The 14,824-nt window shown below is 55.4% G+C and carries 13 protein-coding genes; 11 read left to right on the forward strand and 2 right to left on the reverse strand.

Annotated features, from left to right (window positions below):
- The first annotated feature begins 69 nt into the window (after positions 1 to 69).
- The 10 genes from H7A51_10975 (at position 70) to H7A51_11020 (ending at position 11,290) form a co-directional block, all read left to right on the forward strand.
- A complete protein-coding gene (locus H7A51_10975; GenBank protein MCP5536735.1) occupies positions 70 to 1,008 on the forward strand; it encodes a class I mannose-6-phosphate isomerase in 939 nt (312 codons plus the stop codon).
- A gap of 19 nt (positions 1,009 to 1,027) precedes the next feature.
- Complete coding sequence (locus H7A51_10980; GenBank protein MCP5536736.1) at positions 1,028 to 1,999, forward strand: hypothetical protein; 972 nt, start codon at positions 1,028 to 1,030, stop codon at positions 1,997 to 1,999.
- Positions 2,000 to 2,135: 136 nt separating this feature from the next.
- The gene (locus H7A51_10985; GenBank protein MCP5536737.1) at positions 2,136 to 2,753 is read left to right on the forward strand and encodes a hypothetical protein; all 618 of its coding nucleotides are present in this window, start codon (positions 2,136 to 2,138) and stop codon (positions 2,751 to 2,753) included.
- A gap of 438 nt (positions 2,754 to 3,191) precedes the next feature.
- Positions 3,192 to 4,928 carry a transcription termination factor Rho gene (rho, locus tag H7A51_10990; protein ID MCP5536738.1) on the forward strand — a complete coding sequence of 579 codons (1,737 nt, stop codon included), beginning with the start codon at positions 3,192 to 3,194 and terminating at the stop codon, positions 4,926 to 4,928.
- Between the two features lie 36 nt (positions 4,929 to 4,964).
- Entirely contained in the window at positions 4,965 to 6,761 is a 1,797-nt protein-coding gene (lepA, locus tag H7A51_10995) for an elongation factor 4 (GenBank protein MCP5536739.1), read from the forward strand.
- 50 nt (positions 6,762 to 6,811) lie between these two features.
- The gene (locus tag H7A51_11000) at positions 6,812 to 7,231 is read left to right on the forward strand and encodes a septal ring lytic transglycosylase RlpA family protein (GenBank protein MCP5536740.1); all 420 of its coding nucleotides are present in this window, start codon (positions 6,812 to 6,814) and stop codon (positions 7,229 to 7,231) included.
- A 160-nt stretch (positions 7,232 to 7,391) separates the two neighbouring features.
- The gene (locus tag H7A51_11005; GenBank protein ID MCP5536741.1) at positions 7,392 to 8,591 is read left to right on the forward strand and encodes an aspartate/tyrosine/aromatic aminotransferase; all 1,200 of its coding nucleotides are present in this window, start codon (positions 7,392 to 7,394) and stop codon (positions 8,589 to 8,591) included.
- Positions 8,592 to 8,755: 164 nt separating this feature from the next.
- Positions 8,756 to 9,427: a DUF1669 domain-containing protein gene (locus H7A51_11010; protein ID MCP5536742.1), complete on the forward strand. Its 672-nt coding sequence runs from the start codon at positions 8,756 to 8,758 to the stop codon at positions 9,425 to 9,427.
- A gap of 59 nt (positions 9,428 to 9,486) precedes the next feature.
- Entirely contained in the window at positions 9,487 to 10,143 is a 657-nt protein-coding gene (locus tag H7A51_11015; protein ID MCP5536743.1) for a serine/threonine protein phosphatase, read from the forward strand.
- 79 nt (positions 10,144 to 10,222) lie between these two features.
- The gene (locus H7A51_11020; protein ID MCP5536744.1) at positions 10,223 to 11,290 is read left to right on the forward strand and encodes a 3-deoxy-7-phosphoheptulonate synthase; all 1,068 of its coding nucleotides are present in this window, start codon (positions 10,223 to 10,225) and stop codon (positions 11,288 to 11,290) included.
- Between the two features lie 77 nt (positions 11,291 to 11,367).
- Here the strand turns inward: H7A51_11020 and H7A51_11025 are convergent, their stop codons facing one another.
- Together H7A51_11025 and H7A51_11030 are read right to left on the reverse strand one after the other, a co-directional pair.
- Positions 11,368 to 11,931 (reverse strand): hypothetical protein, encoded by a 564-nt coding sequence (locus H7A51_11025; protein ID MCP5536745.1) that lies wholly within the window; start codon positions 11,929 to 11,931, stop codon positions 11,368 to 11,370.
- A 337-nt stretch (positions 11,932 to 12,268) separates the two neighbouring features.
- Positions 12,269 to 13,183 (reverse strand): ThuA domain-containing protein, encoded by a 915-nt coding sequence (locus tag H7A51_11030; GenBank protein ID MCP5536746.1) that lies wholly within the window; start codon positions 13,181 to 13,183, stop codon positions 12,269 to 12,271.
- 218 nt (positions 13,184 to 13,401) lie between these two features.
- Between H7A51_11030 and H7A51_11035 the strand changes: the two genes are divergently transcribed.
- The gene (locus H7A51_11035; protein MCP5536747.1) at positions 13,402 to 14,820 is read left to right on the forward strand and encodes a sulfatase; all 1,419 of its coding nucleotides are present in this window, start codon (positions 13,402 to 13,404) and stop codon (positions 14,818 to 14,820) included.
- Positions 14,821 to 14,824: the final 4 nt, after the last annotated feature.

A 14,824-nucleotide genomic window follows, 5' to 3' on the forward strand; every position in this document is an offset into this window, starting at 1 on the left:
CACGGCAGATGCGAATAATTTTCTCGGTAAAACTTGGAAAAAACCACCACCTCCACTATTTCTATGCCCATGCAGGTCATCACTTTCACCCCACTCTATATGGAGCGCGTCTGGGGGGGGCGCGAACTGGAGAAGGTCTACGGCAGGGAGCTGCCCACCGCTGACCTGCCGTACGGCGAGTCATGGGAAATGACCGACAGGACCGGCGAGCAGTCGATCGTCAACCACGGCCCACTGACGGGAAAATCCCTCGGCGAGCTCTGGCAACACCAGCGCGAGGAGATTTTCGGCCCCGGCTTCGAAAACGAGACTCGTTTCCCGCTTCTTATCAAGATTCTCGATGCCCGCGACGACCTCTCCATCCAAGTGCACCCGCCCACGGAAATCGCTCCCGGCCTGGGGGGCGAGCCGAAAACCGAAATGTGGTACATCGCGGCTGCCACACCGGACGCCAAGCTTTACGTCGGTTTGAAAAGCGGCGTCCGCAAAGAGGATTTCCAGCAGGCCATTGACAAGGGCACCGTCGACAAGGTCGTACATGCCATTCATCCACAGGCGGGCGATTCGATCTTCATCCCGTCAGGCCGGCTGCACGCCATCGGGGCGGGTTTGCTGATCTATGAAATCCAGCAAAACTCGGACACCACCTACCGGGTGTTCGACTGGAACCGCATGGGGCTCGATGGCCACCCGCGCGAACTCCACGTCGAGGCGTCGATGCAATGTATCGACTTTGATGACGTCGAGCCGAGCATGGACACCCCTGATGGTGTGACCCTGGCAACCTGCCCGTTTTTCCAGGTCGACCGACTTGTCCTCAGGGCCGGCACCAGCGTCGGCAATCCTGATCCTGAACGTTTTTCTATTGTGACCGTCGTCAGCGGTGAGCTAGAGTCGGCTGATGGCCGCAAACATGTGGCAGGTGACTTCCTGCTGATGCCACGCGGCACGGCCCCCCTGACTGTTAAAAATGACACCACCCTCTTGCAGACGACGGTTCCCCGTTAGACCACTCCTGTTCACGTTGATGTCAATGGGCGGCTGCGTCAACGGCCAGGTGACGGATGCCGCGGACTCATGGCCGACATCATTCCGGCCCATACAACCGGCTGTGATCAAGCTGATCCGGAGCGGGGGAGATGGTCGGGATTTCATCTACAGGACCAAGCATTTTGAGCTCCACTCTGCAACGGCACTCAGCGAGCATCACCTCTCCCAGTTTGCCACCACGGCGGAATCGGTTCCCTCGGTCCTCTCACGTCTCCCCCTGCCCCTGCTCGGCATGCCGACAAGCTCATCGGGAAAACAAAACCCCGCAAAGGTCCTTATCTATCCCGACGAGGAATCATTCGTGCAAGCGGGAGGAGCCCAAGGGGCTGCCGGCTACTACAGTGGCAGGAAACAGGCAATCCTGCTGCGGGCGGATACCTTCCTCAGGGTAAAACCACCCCCGGGAAGCAGGTTGCCACCGAAAGCTGATTACGATCTGTTAGTCCACGAGTTCACCCACCTCTGCATGCACCGTGACCTCGCATACTTGCCGGTTTGGTTTACCGAGGGCACCGCAGAATACATCGCAGCCACACACGAAAACAGAGGGGTCTACCAGTTTGGCAACGTCAGCTTATTGATTAGCCGGCATATCAAAAGACACCTGCCACTCGATAAAGAACACATCATACTCCCGGGAATCGTCGAAACCATGGCACTCAGTCACAACACATGGCGGGCACATGTGGAATCCGGCCCGGCCGAGGATGTCTACCGCAACTATGCCACTTCGCTGCTTCTCACACATTACCTGTTTCATGGCGGTGCGGAGAGGCGGCATGCCACGCGGTTGTTCTTGGAAAAAATACGCCAGCGCAAGGCCCTCGCCCAACAAGTGGAAATCCTCATTCCCGCAGCCAGCAGGGAAACGTTGCAAAAAAACATCGTCGATTACTGGAAGACACGCGGACTCCGAATCAAGTTCCAGCCCATACCCGATCCCCGGTAAAGCATTGGTTTCACCGGGTCCACCCCGCTTCTTTCACCGCAGGCGTTATAAAACGGCCCCTATTTTCTCATCATTTCCCTGATGGCAATTCTGCAAATGTGACTTATACTCGCACATCAACCCTCCAAACCAGTGTATGAGCTCGACAGATCCATCTTCAAACAACCCCACCGTCCGCCCTCGCAGTGGTAAGCGCAAAATCCTGATCATCATCGGGGTGACGGCACTCCTTGTGGTCTCCGCAGGAGCTGCTTATTACTGGTGGAGCAACCGCCCGATCACACCTGTCATCCTGGACACCGCCGAGCAGCGGGCACTCGACACCAAGATGGAAGTCGTGCAGGAACGCACCTACGAGCCAGGAGAAAAAGTCATCACCCTCACCGAACGGGAAGTGAATGCCCTGTTTCACCACAATACCGGGCTCGGGGACAAAGTTAGGTTTGAACTGGCTGATGACGCCCTGCATGCGCGCATCCACACCGACCTCGATCCAGATATCCCCGTAGTCGGAGGTCATACGCTTAAAGCGAAAGCCCGGTTCAAACTAACCGACCCGGAAAACAATCCGGCCATCATTCTGGATGACCTGACAGTCTGGGGCATCTCACTGCCAAACGCATGGCTCGCCGACCTCAAAGGCAAGAACCTTATCTCCAACCTGGGTATCGACATGACCAATAACCGCATCGCGGCCGGCATCAGGGACATCAGCGTGGATCACGGAAAAATCACCATCCAGCTCGCGGAATAACAGGGGATGGAGCGAGGACTTACCGCCCGCCTCCACCTGTCATGTCCAGATTCAGGCGGGATGGCGCATAACTGTCGGGCGGCGTGGGAAAAAACCCACTCAAAAAAAGACATTGCATAACCGGGGGCTTTCCTTCATAGTTCCCCCGTCTGGACGATCTGGCGGTCAGAACTTTTCTTTCTCCGCCAACTTCCGCCGACGAGGATTTCACCTCCTAGGGCTCGCGAACTTGAACGCCCCAATTGGACGTGACCACCAAGCCAGCCACGGCGCAAATCATTGCCCTGAGACACCATCCCATGCCCTCGGCATCGAAACCCCGCAATTTTCTCATCCCATTTCCAGGAATGGAGTGATCCAGTATCCAAGGAGAAACAATTGCCCCCCTCTCTGACCCTTTCACCACCCAATATTTCCATTTAATGCACCACCCCATCTATGAGTGATCCCACATCACAGGATACCCATCCTGAAACACCCGAGCTTCCACTGGAACTAGAGGACTCCAAGGCACCGGCTAAAAAGAAAACAGCTAAAAAGGCGGCCAAGAAAACCGCCAAAAAGGCAGCTAAAAAAGCGGCTAAAAAAACCGCTAAAAAGGCAGCCAAAAAGACAGCCAAACAATCCACGACCGAAGCCGAGGTCAAATCAGAGGTCCATGCCGAGACCTCAAAAGCCATGCCCCCCGAACCGGAAACACCCGCCTCGGTGCCCCCTCCCACCGTTCCGGAGGAGCCTAGCCAGCCTGAAGCCCAGGCTGCCCCCCCGGCAGAAAAACCACGCATGGGCCGGGTCAAGGGTCTGGGTCCGGTCAAACGGAGCGCCAAGAAGGAACGTCCGCCACAAGCCGGCGACACAACCCCAGACGCTCAGGATGAAACCACCCAACCCGCCAGCCATAAAGGCAACAACCATGGCAACAACGGCAAGGGACGGCGCAACAACAACGGCAACCGGAACAATCACAAAAACCAACGCAACCAAAAAGGCGAGCCCCGCGAAAATCCGAACCAAAAGCGGGATAGGAAACCGATCGTGCTCACCGGCGACCCTGTCGCCGTCAATGGCATGCTGGAAATCGCCCCAAAAGGTTTTGGCTTCCTGCGTGTCCCTGAGAAAAATTTCATCCAATGTAAAAAAGACGTCTTTGTCCCCCCCGATTTCATCCGCAAAAACGGACTGCGCGCCGGTGTCTGGATCCACGGCACCTGCCAGGATGGCCCACGGGGCCCGCAGCTTACCAAGATCAAAACCGTTAATGACCTCGAACCAAAAGACGCTTTCAAGCTTCCCCACTTCGAGGAGCTGAAGGCGATCAACCCGACTCGCCGGATCGCCTTTGAAACCACCCCCGAAAGATTCACCACCCGTGTGCTCGATATCATCTCCCCGGTAGGACGCGGCCAGCGCGGGCTGATCGTCTCCCCCCCTCGCTCAGGCAAGACCACCCTTCTCTTACACATGGCCGAAGCCATCGCAGAGAAATACGATGAGTCCATCCACCTCATCGTCCTGTTAGTGGATGAGCGTCCCGAGGAAGTCACCGAATTCCGCAGGTGCCTCCCAGGTGTCGAAATCTATGCCAGCTCGAATGACGATGGCGCACGCAGCCATGCACGTATCTCTGAAATGTGTATCGAGCGCTGTAAAAGACTCGTCGAAGGCGGCAAGGATGTACTCGTCTTGATGGATTCAATCACCCGGCTTGCCCGCGCATACAACAATGCCGGGGGAGGAAACAAGAACGGTGGCAACAAAGGCCGTGGCTACCAATCGGGCGGCATCGTCGCCGGTGCCCTGGAAATGCCACGCCGCCTCTTCGCCGCCGCACGCAACACCCGCAACGCCGGCTCTCTCACCATCCTCGCCACAGCACTGATCCAAACCAACTCCCGCGCTGACGAAGCCATTTTCCAGGAGTTCAAAGGAACGGGCAATATGGAACTTGTGTTAGATCGACGTATCGCCGAGCAATACATTTACCCCGCTGTCGATATCTTCAAATCCGGCACCCGCCGCGAAGAACTCATTATGGCGGAGCATTTACTGCACAAGATCAACCTCATTCGCCGGGGCCTCGCCGGCCACCGTCCCGAAGAAGCCATGGAGCGACTTATCTTCTTCCTGAAAAAGTTCCCTAACAATGCTCAGATGCTCATGGAGATCAAAGGGTAATGGATTTGTCATTCGTGATTATAATTTGTAATTAATATGTCCACAGAACTTACTCGGAATTTTTCCATCATCGCCCACATCGATCACGGCAAGACCACCTTGTCGGACCGCTTGATGCAATTCACCAAAACCGTTGCCGAGCGTGACCAGCAAGACCAACTGCTTGATGCCATGGATCTTGAGCGCGAGCGTGGTATTACGATCAAATCCCACCCCGTCACCATGTCCTACACGGCCAAAGACGGGAAGACCTATCAGCTGAACCTTCTTGATACCCCCGGACACGTCGATTTCTCCTACGAGGTTTCGCGATCACTCGCTGCCTGCGAAGGGGCATTACTCATCGTTGATGCGGCCCAGGGTGTGGAGGCCCAGACCATGGCCAACCTCCACCTCGCAAACGAGCAGCAGCTGACCATCATCCCAGTCATCAATAAAATCGACCTCCCATCAGCTGATTTACCGAAGGTGCACAAGCAGTTAGAGGATATTATTTGTATCCCGGCCGAGGAAGCCATACCAGCTTCTGCCAAAAACGGCATCGGCATCGAGGAGATCCTGGAAGCTGTCGTCGAGCGTATCCCGCCACCCGTCGAAGATGAGGACAAGCTGCTGCGCGCCTCCGTTTTTGATTCCGTTTACGACCCCTTCCGTGGTGTCGTTTCCTACGTGCGTGTCATGTCCGGCAGTATGCGCCGGGGAACACGCATCAAACTCTTTCACACGCCCAAAACCTACGAGATCAAGGAGGTTGGTGTCTTTACCCCCCGCATGTCGCAGCGGGACGAACTGGTGGCCGGAGATGTCGGCTACCTGATCGCCAACATGAAATCCGCTGATGAAGTGAAGATTGGTGATACGGTCACTGACAACACCCACCCCTGCCCGAAGCCGCTTCCGGGGTTCAAGGAAATCCAACCCATGGTTTTCTCCGGTATCTATCCGGTCGATTCATCCGATTTCGAAGCTCTCAAGCTTGCGATGGGTAAACTCCAGATCAACGACGCCGCCTTCACCTGGCAGTCAGAGTCATCGGTGGCTCTCGGATTCGGTTTCCGTTGTGGATTCCTCGGGCTGCTGCACATGGAAATCATCCAGGAGCGACTCCGCCGTGAGTTCAACATGGATATCATCTCCACCTACCCATCGGTCATTTACGAGGTCACGAAAACCAATGGTGAGGAGATCATCATCGACAACCCCTGCCTGCTTCCCGAGTCACAGGAGGTTCAGGAAATCCGTGAGCCGATGGTCAGGCTCTACATCATGATCCCCAGCGAATACATCGGAGACATGATGAAACTCGTCATGGAAAAACGCGGGGAGTTAGAACACACCGAGACCATCGACGAAACCCGCGTGATGCTCACCTGCACGGTGCCTCTGTCGGAAATCCTGATCGACTTCAACGATAAACTGAAATCGATGACCCGCGGATACGGCTCGATGGACTATGAGCACGCCGGCTACAAACCCGGCAAACTCGTCAAGATGGACATCCTGATCGCCAGCGAACCCGTCGATGCCTTTTCCTCCATCGTCCACTACGAAAAAGCAGCCCCTTACGGTCGCCACCTGTGTAAAAAACTCAAGGATGTGATCCCGCAGCAACTCTTCGTGGTCGCCATCCAGGCCGCCATCGGCGGCAAGATCATCGCCCGGGAATCCATCACCGCAATGCGCAAAAACGTAACCGCCAAGTGTTACGGTGGTGATATTTCCCGCAAACGCAAACTGCTGGAGAAACAGAAAAAGGGCAAAGCCAAGATGAAAGCCATCGGTAAGGTGAACATCCCACAGGATGCATTCATCCGGGTGCTCAAAAACGACTGATCCTCTTTCAATCAAGCGGACACATTCAAGCCCACAGCCCGATCCAGCCCATGTGTAAACCCCTCTTACTCATCCTCCCCTTGTTAGCTCTCGCTTCGTGCTCAACAACGCACATGCCGAAGTTGCCCAAGCCGCCGGAGTATAAGGTGCTGGCCACTCAGCATGGCATGGCCTCATGGTACAGCGTCAAGACCAATCGTGGAACCAAAACCGCCAGTGGCCGCCGGCTCCATGATAACGGACGCACTGCGGCTCACAAATACTGGCCCTTGGGCAGTAAGGTCAGGGTGACCTGCCTGTTTAATGGTGAATCGAGGATTCTAACCATTACCGACCGGGGTCCCTACGTTAAAGGCAGGGTCATCGACGTTACCATCGGAGCCGCCAAACGCATGGGCTTTTATTCGCGCGGCATCACCAAGGTCAAAATCGAACTTCTCGAACGCGGCAAATGGCAATACCAGCATTAACCCAGCATTAACAACGCCTGTCTCAGACAGGGCGACCAGCCAGGGCTCGGTATAACCCGCCTCCCGCCCCCCGGTTCATGACTGATTTCGACATCTAATTTACTTGCTCCAGACGCGGGCTTCATAGCATGTAGCGGTGCAAACCAACCCCACCTCCAATATGTCGCTTTTCCAATCCGCCACCCAAGCCCCCGCCGATCCAATCCTTGGTCTCTCCACCAAGTTTAGGGAAGATGCCCGCGCAAACAAAGTCAACCTCGGCGTAGGGGTCTTTGTTGATAAAAACGGCACCACTCCCGTGCTTCCCAGTGTGATCGCCGTGGAAAAACAACTCGCTGAAGCCAGCGCCTCCAAGAGCTACCTACCGATGACCGGCAGCCCGGCTTTTGCAACGGCCACTCAGAAACTCTGTTTTGGAAACGCGCTTAGCTCCGAACTCGCCGGACGTATCGCCACCGCCCATACCCCGGGCGGCACCAGTGCCCTCCGCGTTGCTGGCGATTACCTGGCCCGTACCGTCGGCCCCCGCACCGTCTGGCTATCCAACCCGACCTGGGCCAACCACAATGGCATCTTCGCCACCGCGGGTCACACCCTCGAATCCTATACCTATTTCGACCCCGCTTCTAACGATATCGACCGCGCCGCGTTTTTCACTGACCTGGAAAACATCCCCGCCGGCCAGTTAGTAGTGATCCACGCCTGCTGTCATAACCCGACCGGAGCCGACTTGAACGCGGACGACTGGAAACAAGTCGCCGAGATTGCCTTGGCGAACGACTGGCTTCCCCTACTCGACTTTGCCTACCAGGGATTCGGAGAAGACCCCGACGCGGATGCCATCGGGGTGCGCACACTGGCCGAGGCTGGTGTGCCTCTCATCGTCTGCCAGTCGTTTTCAAAAAATTTCGGCCTCTACCAGGATCGCGTAGCGGCCCTGCACATCGTCTGCGCTGACGCCGATGAAGCCACGCGGGTCAAAAGCCAGGTGGAGCTCTGTATCCGGACCAACTACTCGAACCCACCAGCCCATGGTGGTGCCATTGTGACTTCGATCCTCAACGACCCCACGCTGGCCAGTCAGTGGGATCAGGAGCTGGCGGCAATGCGCGACCGCATCCAAAATACCCGCGCGGATTTTGTGGCAGCGCTCAAAGCGGCCGGGGTCTCCCGTAACTTTGATTTCCTCATGGATCAAAAAGGCATGTTCTCCTTCACCGGTATCACCGTGGAGCAGGTGCATCGCCTGCGTGATGAATTTGCCATCTACATGGTCGACAGTGGCCGTATCAACGTGGCTGGCATCACACCGGCAAACCTTGCGCTGGTAACAAACGCCATCAAGACAGTGCTCGGATAGGGGCACTCTTGCTTGGCTTTGGGTTTCTCCGGGCTGACATCTCCTGTTACGCAGTTAGGGTCGGTCCTGCCGCCACCCTCAATCATTGCCTGTTTAGAAACGAGCGCAAAAATGAAACAAAGTATACACTCGATTCATCAGGTCGGCTGTAGCTAAATCCCACCATGCAAGACATCCAACAAGCCCTCCAGGCATCCATCGAGGACTTTGCCATTTCCCGCTCCGAACGCAAGGAGCTCAAACCCCTGTTAGCCATCGCCCAGGGAGATAAAACCGAACAGGCTAAAATCCGACAACTCGCCTTCCGAATGGCAACCAGGGCGATGGAGGAAATGGGAGAGGTCACCGCCATGGACTGGTTGGAAGGGGTCATCAAGCTACTTTATTCCAATGAGATGAAGGTCAAGGCCAGTGCCTACTTCTCACCCGGAGAGGATTGCCTGCACCGCATCCGGAGACTCATCAACGAGGCGCAACACTCAATCGATATCTGTGTATTCACCATCACCGACAACCGCATTGTTAGTAAAATCGCCGAGGCGCATGAGCGAGGTATCAAAATCAGGATCATTTCCGACGACCTGAAATCCGAGGACCTCGGGTCGGATCTGGAGGTCATGGAAAAATCCGGCATCCCCTGCCGCTACGATCGCACCAGCGCCCACATGCACCATAAATTTGCCATTGCCGATACCGATCTCCTGTTGACCGGAAGCTACAATTGGACCCGCTCCGCGAGCACGGAAAACAACGAAAACATCATCGTCAGCAACAACACCAAGCTAGTGAACTCCTTCCAGCAGGAATTCGACCGGCTCTGGAATCTGCTCGCCTAGGGAAATACGCTCCATATTTGGCTCGACCCGGCGGTTTTGCCCGCTAGAACGGAAAAATCATGCGCACGCTCGTCATCGGTGATATTCACGGTTCACTCTCCGCCCTCAAGGCGCTGGGCGAGTATGTCGACTTTGCGCCCGATGACACCATCGTCACCCTGGGCGACTACATTGATCGCGGCCCCAACTCGAAGGGAGTCCTCGATTACTTGATCGAGCTACGCAAGTCTCATCAGCTGATCACTCTGAAAGGCAACCACGAGGTGATGATGGTAAACGCCCGTGACTCGGAGCAGGAGCGCTACTTCTGGCTCCTCAACGGTGGTGAGGCCACGCTCGATTCATTTCGAGCCGCCAACCTTAAATACATCGATCCTGTTTACTGGGATTTTATTGCATCCTGCGGGAGGTATTACGAGACCGGGCATCACATCATCGCCCACGCAGGTCTCGAGCCGGAAACCGATCTTGCTCTGCAGGATGACCGCAACCTTTACTGGCGCCGCATCCTCGAAACAGAACCCCACAAATCAGGGAAAACCCTCGTCTGTGGCCACACCCCTCAAAAAAATGGCGTCCCCCTCGTTCTCGACCACGCCATCTGCATCGATACCTTTGCTTGTGGCGGTGGATGGCTGACCTGCCTTGACCTCAATACCCATCAATATTGGCAGGCGAACCAAAAGGGAGAAACCCGTAAAAACACACTGGATTGAACCGTATTCCAAGCGTGTCATTCCAAGCGTTTCAATCATTTGGGATTGGCATTTAATTTTTTAACCCTAGAAGAATCCCGTGACTGAGTTTCAAACCGACGACCTTCGTATCAGCAAAATCAAACCGCTGATCTCTCCCGCTGTCCTGTCCCACCATCTGCCGATCACCGACAAGGTGGCCAAGCTTGTCTCGACAGCACGCCAGCAGTCCGAAAACATACTCAAAGGCGCGGATGACCGTCTGCTGGTCGTGGTCGGCCCCTGTTCCATCCACGACACTGGAGCTGCCATCGAATATGCCACCAGACTGAAAGAAGCAGCCGCCCGCTACACCGATGACCTGCTCGTCGTAATGCGTGTCTACTTTGAAAAACCCCGCACTACGGTGGGATGGAAGGGCTTGATCAACGACCCCCACCTCGACGAATCATTTGATATCAATCGAGGTCTTCACATCGCCCGTGAGCTATTGATCGAGTTGGCTGAAATGGGCGTTCCCGCCGGCACCGAGTTTCTTGATACGATCTCTCCCCAGTACTACGCGGATCTCATCGCATGGGGAGCCATTGGTGCCCGTACCACGGAATCCCAGATTCACCGCGAGCTTGCGTCCGGGCTCTCGATGCCTGTTGGTTTTAAAAACGGCACCGGCGGCTCCAACCAAATCGCCTTCGATGCCATCCAGGCATCCGCCGGCCAGCACCACTTCCTTTCCGTTACCAAACAAGGGGTCACCGCTATCGTCGCCACCAAAGGGAACGACGCCTGTCACATCATCCTGCGCGGCTCATCCAAGGGGCCTAATTACGATGCCGAAAGCATTGCCGAGGTCGCAGGCCAACTCGAATCAGCCGGCCTCCCCGCCTCGGTGATGGTCGACTGCTCACACGGTAATTCCCTCAAGGACTACCGCAACCAACCGGTCGTAGCCCAGTCCCTATGCGAGCAAATCGCCGGGGGCAACAAGGCGATCACCGCTGTGATGGTGGAAAGCAATCTAGTCGAAGGCGGTCAGAAGCTACAGGGAAGCCGGGCCGATCTCACCTACGGCCAATCGGTTACCGATGAGTGTGTCGGCTGGCAGACAACCGAAGACATGCTTGAGGAATTTGCCAAGGCCATCCGTGCCAGGCGCAATGCGTCGTAAAGAGGTCATTACGTCAAAAAGTGAGTAAGCGGCGATGATCACCACTTACTCACGTAATCACGAACTGTGTTGATTACCTAGTCATCCTTCTTCGGATTGAAGCGACGGCTTGGACGGATCTCCATCCTGGAGAGTTTGCCGTCCTTGTTGTGATCAAGTTCAGCAAGGGCCTCGGCAGCGCCTTCGATTTCCTCAGCCGAGATTTCACCGTCCTCGTCGGCATCAAGTGCCTTCATCACCGGTGGAACATGTGGCCTGCGGCGTGACTTATCCCTATCGTCATCCTCAGGAGGTCCACCCTGGCCACCCCCGGGAGGGCGCTCGGGCTTCAACTCGTCTGCGCTGAGTTTGCCGTCATTGTTTTTATCAAGCCCTTTCAGAGCTTCTGAAGCCTCCTTCAATTCCTCGGCGGAGATCGACCCGTCCTCGTCCTTGTCGAGTGCCTCCATAACCGGGGGGACCGGTTTTTCATGATCAGCGCCAGGGCCACCGCCTCCGGGACCACCTCTGCCAGGACCACCGCCTCCAGGAGGCGGGCCTTGTGGTGGACGTCCTCCTCCGGGGCCTTGGGCAAAGGTCATCCCCACAGCCAGCGCACTGGCAAGCAAGGTCATTGTAGTTGTTTTTACGTTCAGTTTCATTGTTTTGTTTTTTGGGTTTATTGGTTTATGGGTTGGGGTTTGTCTTGATTGGGTCTGGTCTACGGTCCTTACTACACCCTACCACTGTTAAGCCATTATTACCTGATAAGCACCTTTATGTTAAGAGTGTGTAAAAAACGGGAGAGGCTCAATGGCCGCCCAGGGACGCCCCCTAGCCCTGCCCTCCTGCTTGAGTATCGCGGCAGGCCTTTCTAACACATTAATCACCTGCAACCATCCCACCACACCGATACACGGCAACCTGGATCAGCCAATGCCAAGCCAGGTTACTTATCATGTGTTAGAACTGCCAGGATCCTCATCGAGGATCGCCCGCTTACTCACCGATTTTGACATCCACCTTCAAGTCACCCAGAGCCCACTGGATACCTGATAGATAATGTTGAAGCACTTGCGGGTTGGAGAAAATATGGTGATTGTGCCCCAACGAACAATAAAACACACGCCCCTGCCCGTGAAACTTCAACCAACTGACACCATAGTCCTTATCGGATCTCTTACCGATACTCAAATTGGTCTTATCGGGGTCAAGACGAAGCAACATGTGTAATTTCCTGGGATCGTAAGGAGCTTTGAACTGATAGATCTCCTCCTTGAAATCAAGGTTCTTCCCTTCGAGGTGGGCACAACAGGCATGTTTCTCCTGCCCCTTTTCAACCATGACACTGACAGTTGTATCGGCTCCCCAGGGATGACCGTCAAAGTATCCCCCAATCATATCCCCATATTCCTCCCACTGATAAAATGTATCTGTGGCCGAGTGGATACCGACAAAACCTTTGCCGCTTTTAAGAAACTGCATGAAGCTCTTCTTAAGACGTAGTTCCCTCTCTGATGCCGCCGCCTTTTCTGCGGCACTCATCTTTTTCAACGCCCCCTTGGCCGGGCTGAAGACCTCCATGGTGGTGTTCAGGAAACAAATGGCATCGAACTGGTCGATTTTCCCAGGCTCGAAATTATCCAGATCATCACTTACCACAGCCGTGAACGCACCGGTCTTTTCCCCCATCACACGCATGGCGATCTGCCCGGTGGATATGGAACCATGCCTGTATCCGCGTGTCACACAAAACACTAACAGCTTACGCTCCTTGGCAGGCTTTACCGCCTTCAAGGCACTCACCGCCTGGGTGATCTCTGCGGTCCGGCTGTCGGGCTTCTGCGCCTGAGCCATCGCCATACCCATTACACCACAACCCACTATCAAGGGAATCAATCGTTGTCTAATCATGTGTCCATGCTGAACCCATCCTGAAAAAATGGCAACCAGGATTTGCTGGATTTGCTGACCCCCCATCAAAGGCATGCCGCCCTGTTTTCCCGGATACTAATGCACACAAGAAAGCTTTCTTGCCTCTTGACTATCCCCCTGCGGCCAGATCATCCTTGGTTCCGAAGGCATCAGCTGCATCGCCATCGCCGTAAAAAACACCCGACGCCCCCACATTTATGAAACCCCCCTTGCTCTTACTACTCGCCTTCGCCCAGTGCACAACGTCGCATGCATCGCCAAAACCCAACATTCTCTTTTTTCTTGCCGACGACCAGCGTAACGACGTGTTGGGATGTTATGGCAACCATCTGATCAAGACTCCCACCATAGACAGGCTGGCATCCGAAGGGATTCGCTTTGACAATGCGTTCTGCGAGGTTCCGATCTGTGCGGCGAGCCGAGCCTCTCTCTTCTCGGGACTCACGCAACGCAGCCACGGCTACAACTTCGGAGAGCTCCCCGTCCCAGCCAAGTACATTGCGACCAGCTATCCCGTGTTACTGAAAGCCGCTGGATACCGGATCGGATTCGCCGGCAAATACGGCATGTCCTTCGGCAAACCCGGCCTCAAAAAGCAATTTGATTTTTTCAAGGCCATCAACCGCACCCCCTATTTGAAAAAAATGCCCGATGGCAGTCGACGGCACGAGACTGACCTCTGTGCCGATGCCGCGATCAAGTTCATCCAAACCAACCCGGTGGACCAGCCCTTCTGCATGTCCGTGAGTTTCAACGCCTCGCATGCCGAGGACAACGACCGGCGGCCGGGCTACCACTTCCAATGGCCGGAGTCGGCCGACGGACTGTATGAGGACATAGTCATCCCCGCTCCCCGCCTGGCTGACAAAAAATACAACCAGGCCCTGCCTCCATTTTTGCGAGATGCAAAAAACCTGAACACCCTACGTTACTACTGGCGCTGGGACACTCCCGGGAAATACCAGACCAACATCCGCGCCTACTACAGGATGATCACCGGCATCGACAACGCCATAGCACGTGTGCTTGACAGTCTGAAGGAGCGTCACTTGGACCAGAACACCATCGTCATCTATTCAGCTGACAACGGCTACATGATGGGAGACCGGTCGACTGCAGGAAAGTGGAACCACTACGAGCAATCGCTGCGTATCCCCCTGGTCGTGTTCGACCCGCGCCTACCCGAAAAACTGCGCGGTCGCGCGATAACAGCACTTGTCAGCAACATCGACATGGCCCCCAGCTTTATTGATTTCGCAGGACTCCCTGTGTCGAACGTTCACCAGGGGCTCTCGATCTCGCCCTTGGTGCAAGGCAATGCCACAAACCATTGGCGCGACGCCATCTATTGTGAGCACAGGTTCCGGATGTTCAACAACTGGCATGGTGTCCGCACCGAGCGCTACAAATTCGCCGTCTATTACGACGAGCCGGGTGGCCCCTATGAGTGCCTCTACGACTTGCAGAAGGACCCGGACGAACTCGTCAACCTCGCCAAAAACCCGGAATACGCCAAGCTCCGCAGCCAAATGAACAAGCGGCTTGAATCCTACCAGAAAGCGTATCCCCCGGCACCCGCCAAAGCCGCCAAACAGCCTAAGAGAACAGGTAAATAAAAAG

The sequence above is a fragment of the Akkermansiaceae bacterium genome, from assembly GCA_024233115.1.
In the GTDB taxonomy this organism is placed as follows: Bacteria; Verrucomicrobiota; Verrucomicrobiia; order Verrucomicrobiales; family Akkermansiaceae; genus Oceaniferula.

Excerpts from the sequence above, each read along its gene's own strand:
- H7A51_10975 (MCP5536735.1), top strand. The coding sequence starts at position 70 with ATGCAGGTCATCACTTTCACCCCACTCTATATGGAGCGCGTCTGGGGG.
- H7A51_10980 (MCP5536736.1), top strand. The coding sequence starts at position 1,028 with ATGTCAATGGGCGGCTGCGTCAACGGCCAGGTGACGGATGCCGCGGAC.
- H7A51_10985 (MCP5536737.1), top strand. The coding sequence starts at position 2,136 with ATGAGCTCGACAGATCCATCTTCAAACAACCCCACCGTCCGCCCTCGC.
- rho (MCP5536738.1), top strand. The coding sequence starts at position 3,192 with ATGAGTGATCCCACATCACAGGATACCCATCCTGAAACACCCGAGCTT.
- lepA (MCP5536739.1), top strand. The coding sequence starts at position 4,965 with ATGTCCACAGAACTTACTCGGAATTTTTCCATCATCGCCCACATCGAT.
- H7A51_11000 (MCP5536740.1), top strand. The coding sequence starts at position 6,812 with ATGTGTAAACCCCTCTTACTCATCCTCCCCTTGTTAGCTCTCGCTTCG.
- H7A51_11005 (MCP5536741.1), top strand. The coding sequence starts at position 7,392 with ATGTCGCTTTTCCAATCCGCCACCCAAGCCCCCGCCGATCCAATCCTT.
- H7A51_11010 (MCP5536742.1), top strand. The coding sequence starts at position 8,756 with ATGCAAGACATCCAACAAGCCCTCCAGGCATCCATCGAGGACTTTGCC.
- H7A51_11015 (MCP5536743.1), top strand. The coding sequence starts at position 9,487 with ATGCGCACGCTCGTCATCGGTGATATTCACGGTTCACTCTCCGCCCTC.
- H7A51_11025 (MCP5536745.1), bottom strand. The coding sequence starts at position 11,931 with ATGAAACTGAACGTAAAAACAACTACAATGACCTTGCTTGCCAGTGCG.
- H7A51_11030 (MCP5536746.1), bottom strand. The coding sequence starts at position 13,183 with ATGATTAGACAACGATTGATTCCCTTGATAGTGGGTTGTGGTGTAATG.
- H7A51_11035 (MCP5536747.1), top strand. The coding sequence starts at position 13,402 with ATGAAACCCCCCTTGCTCTTACTACTCGCCTTCGCCCAGTGCACAACG.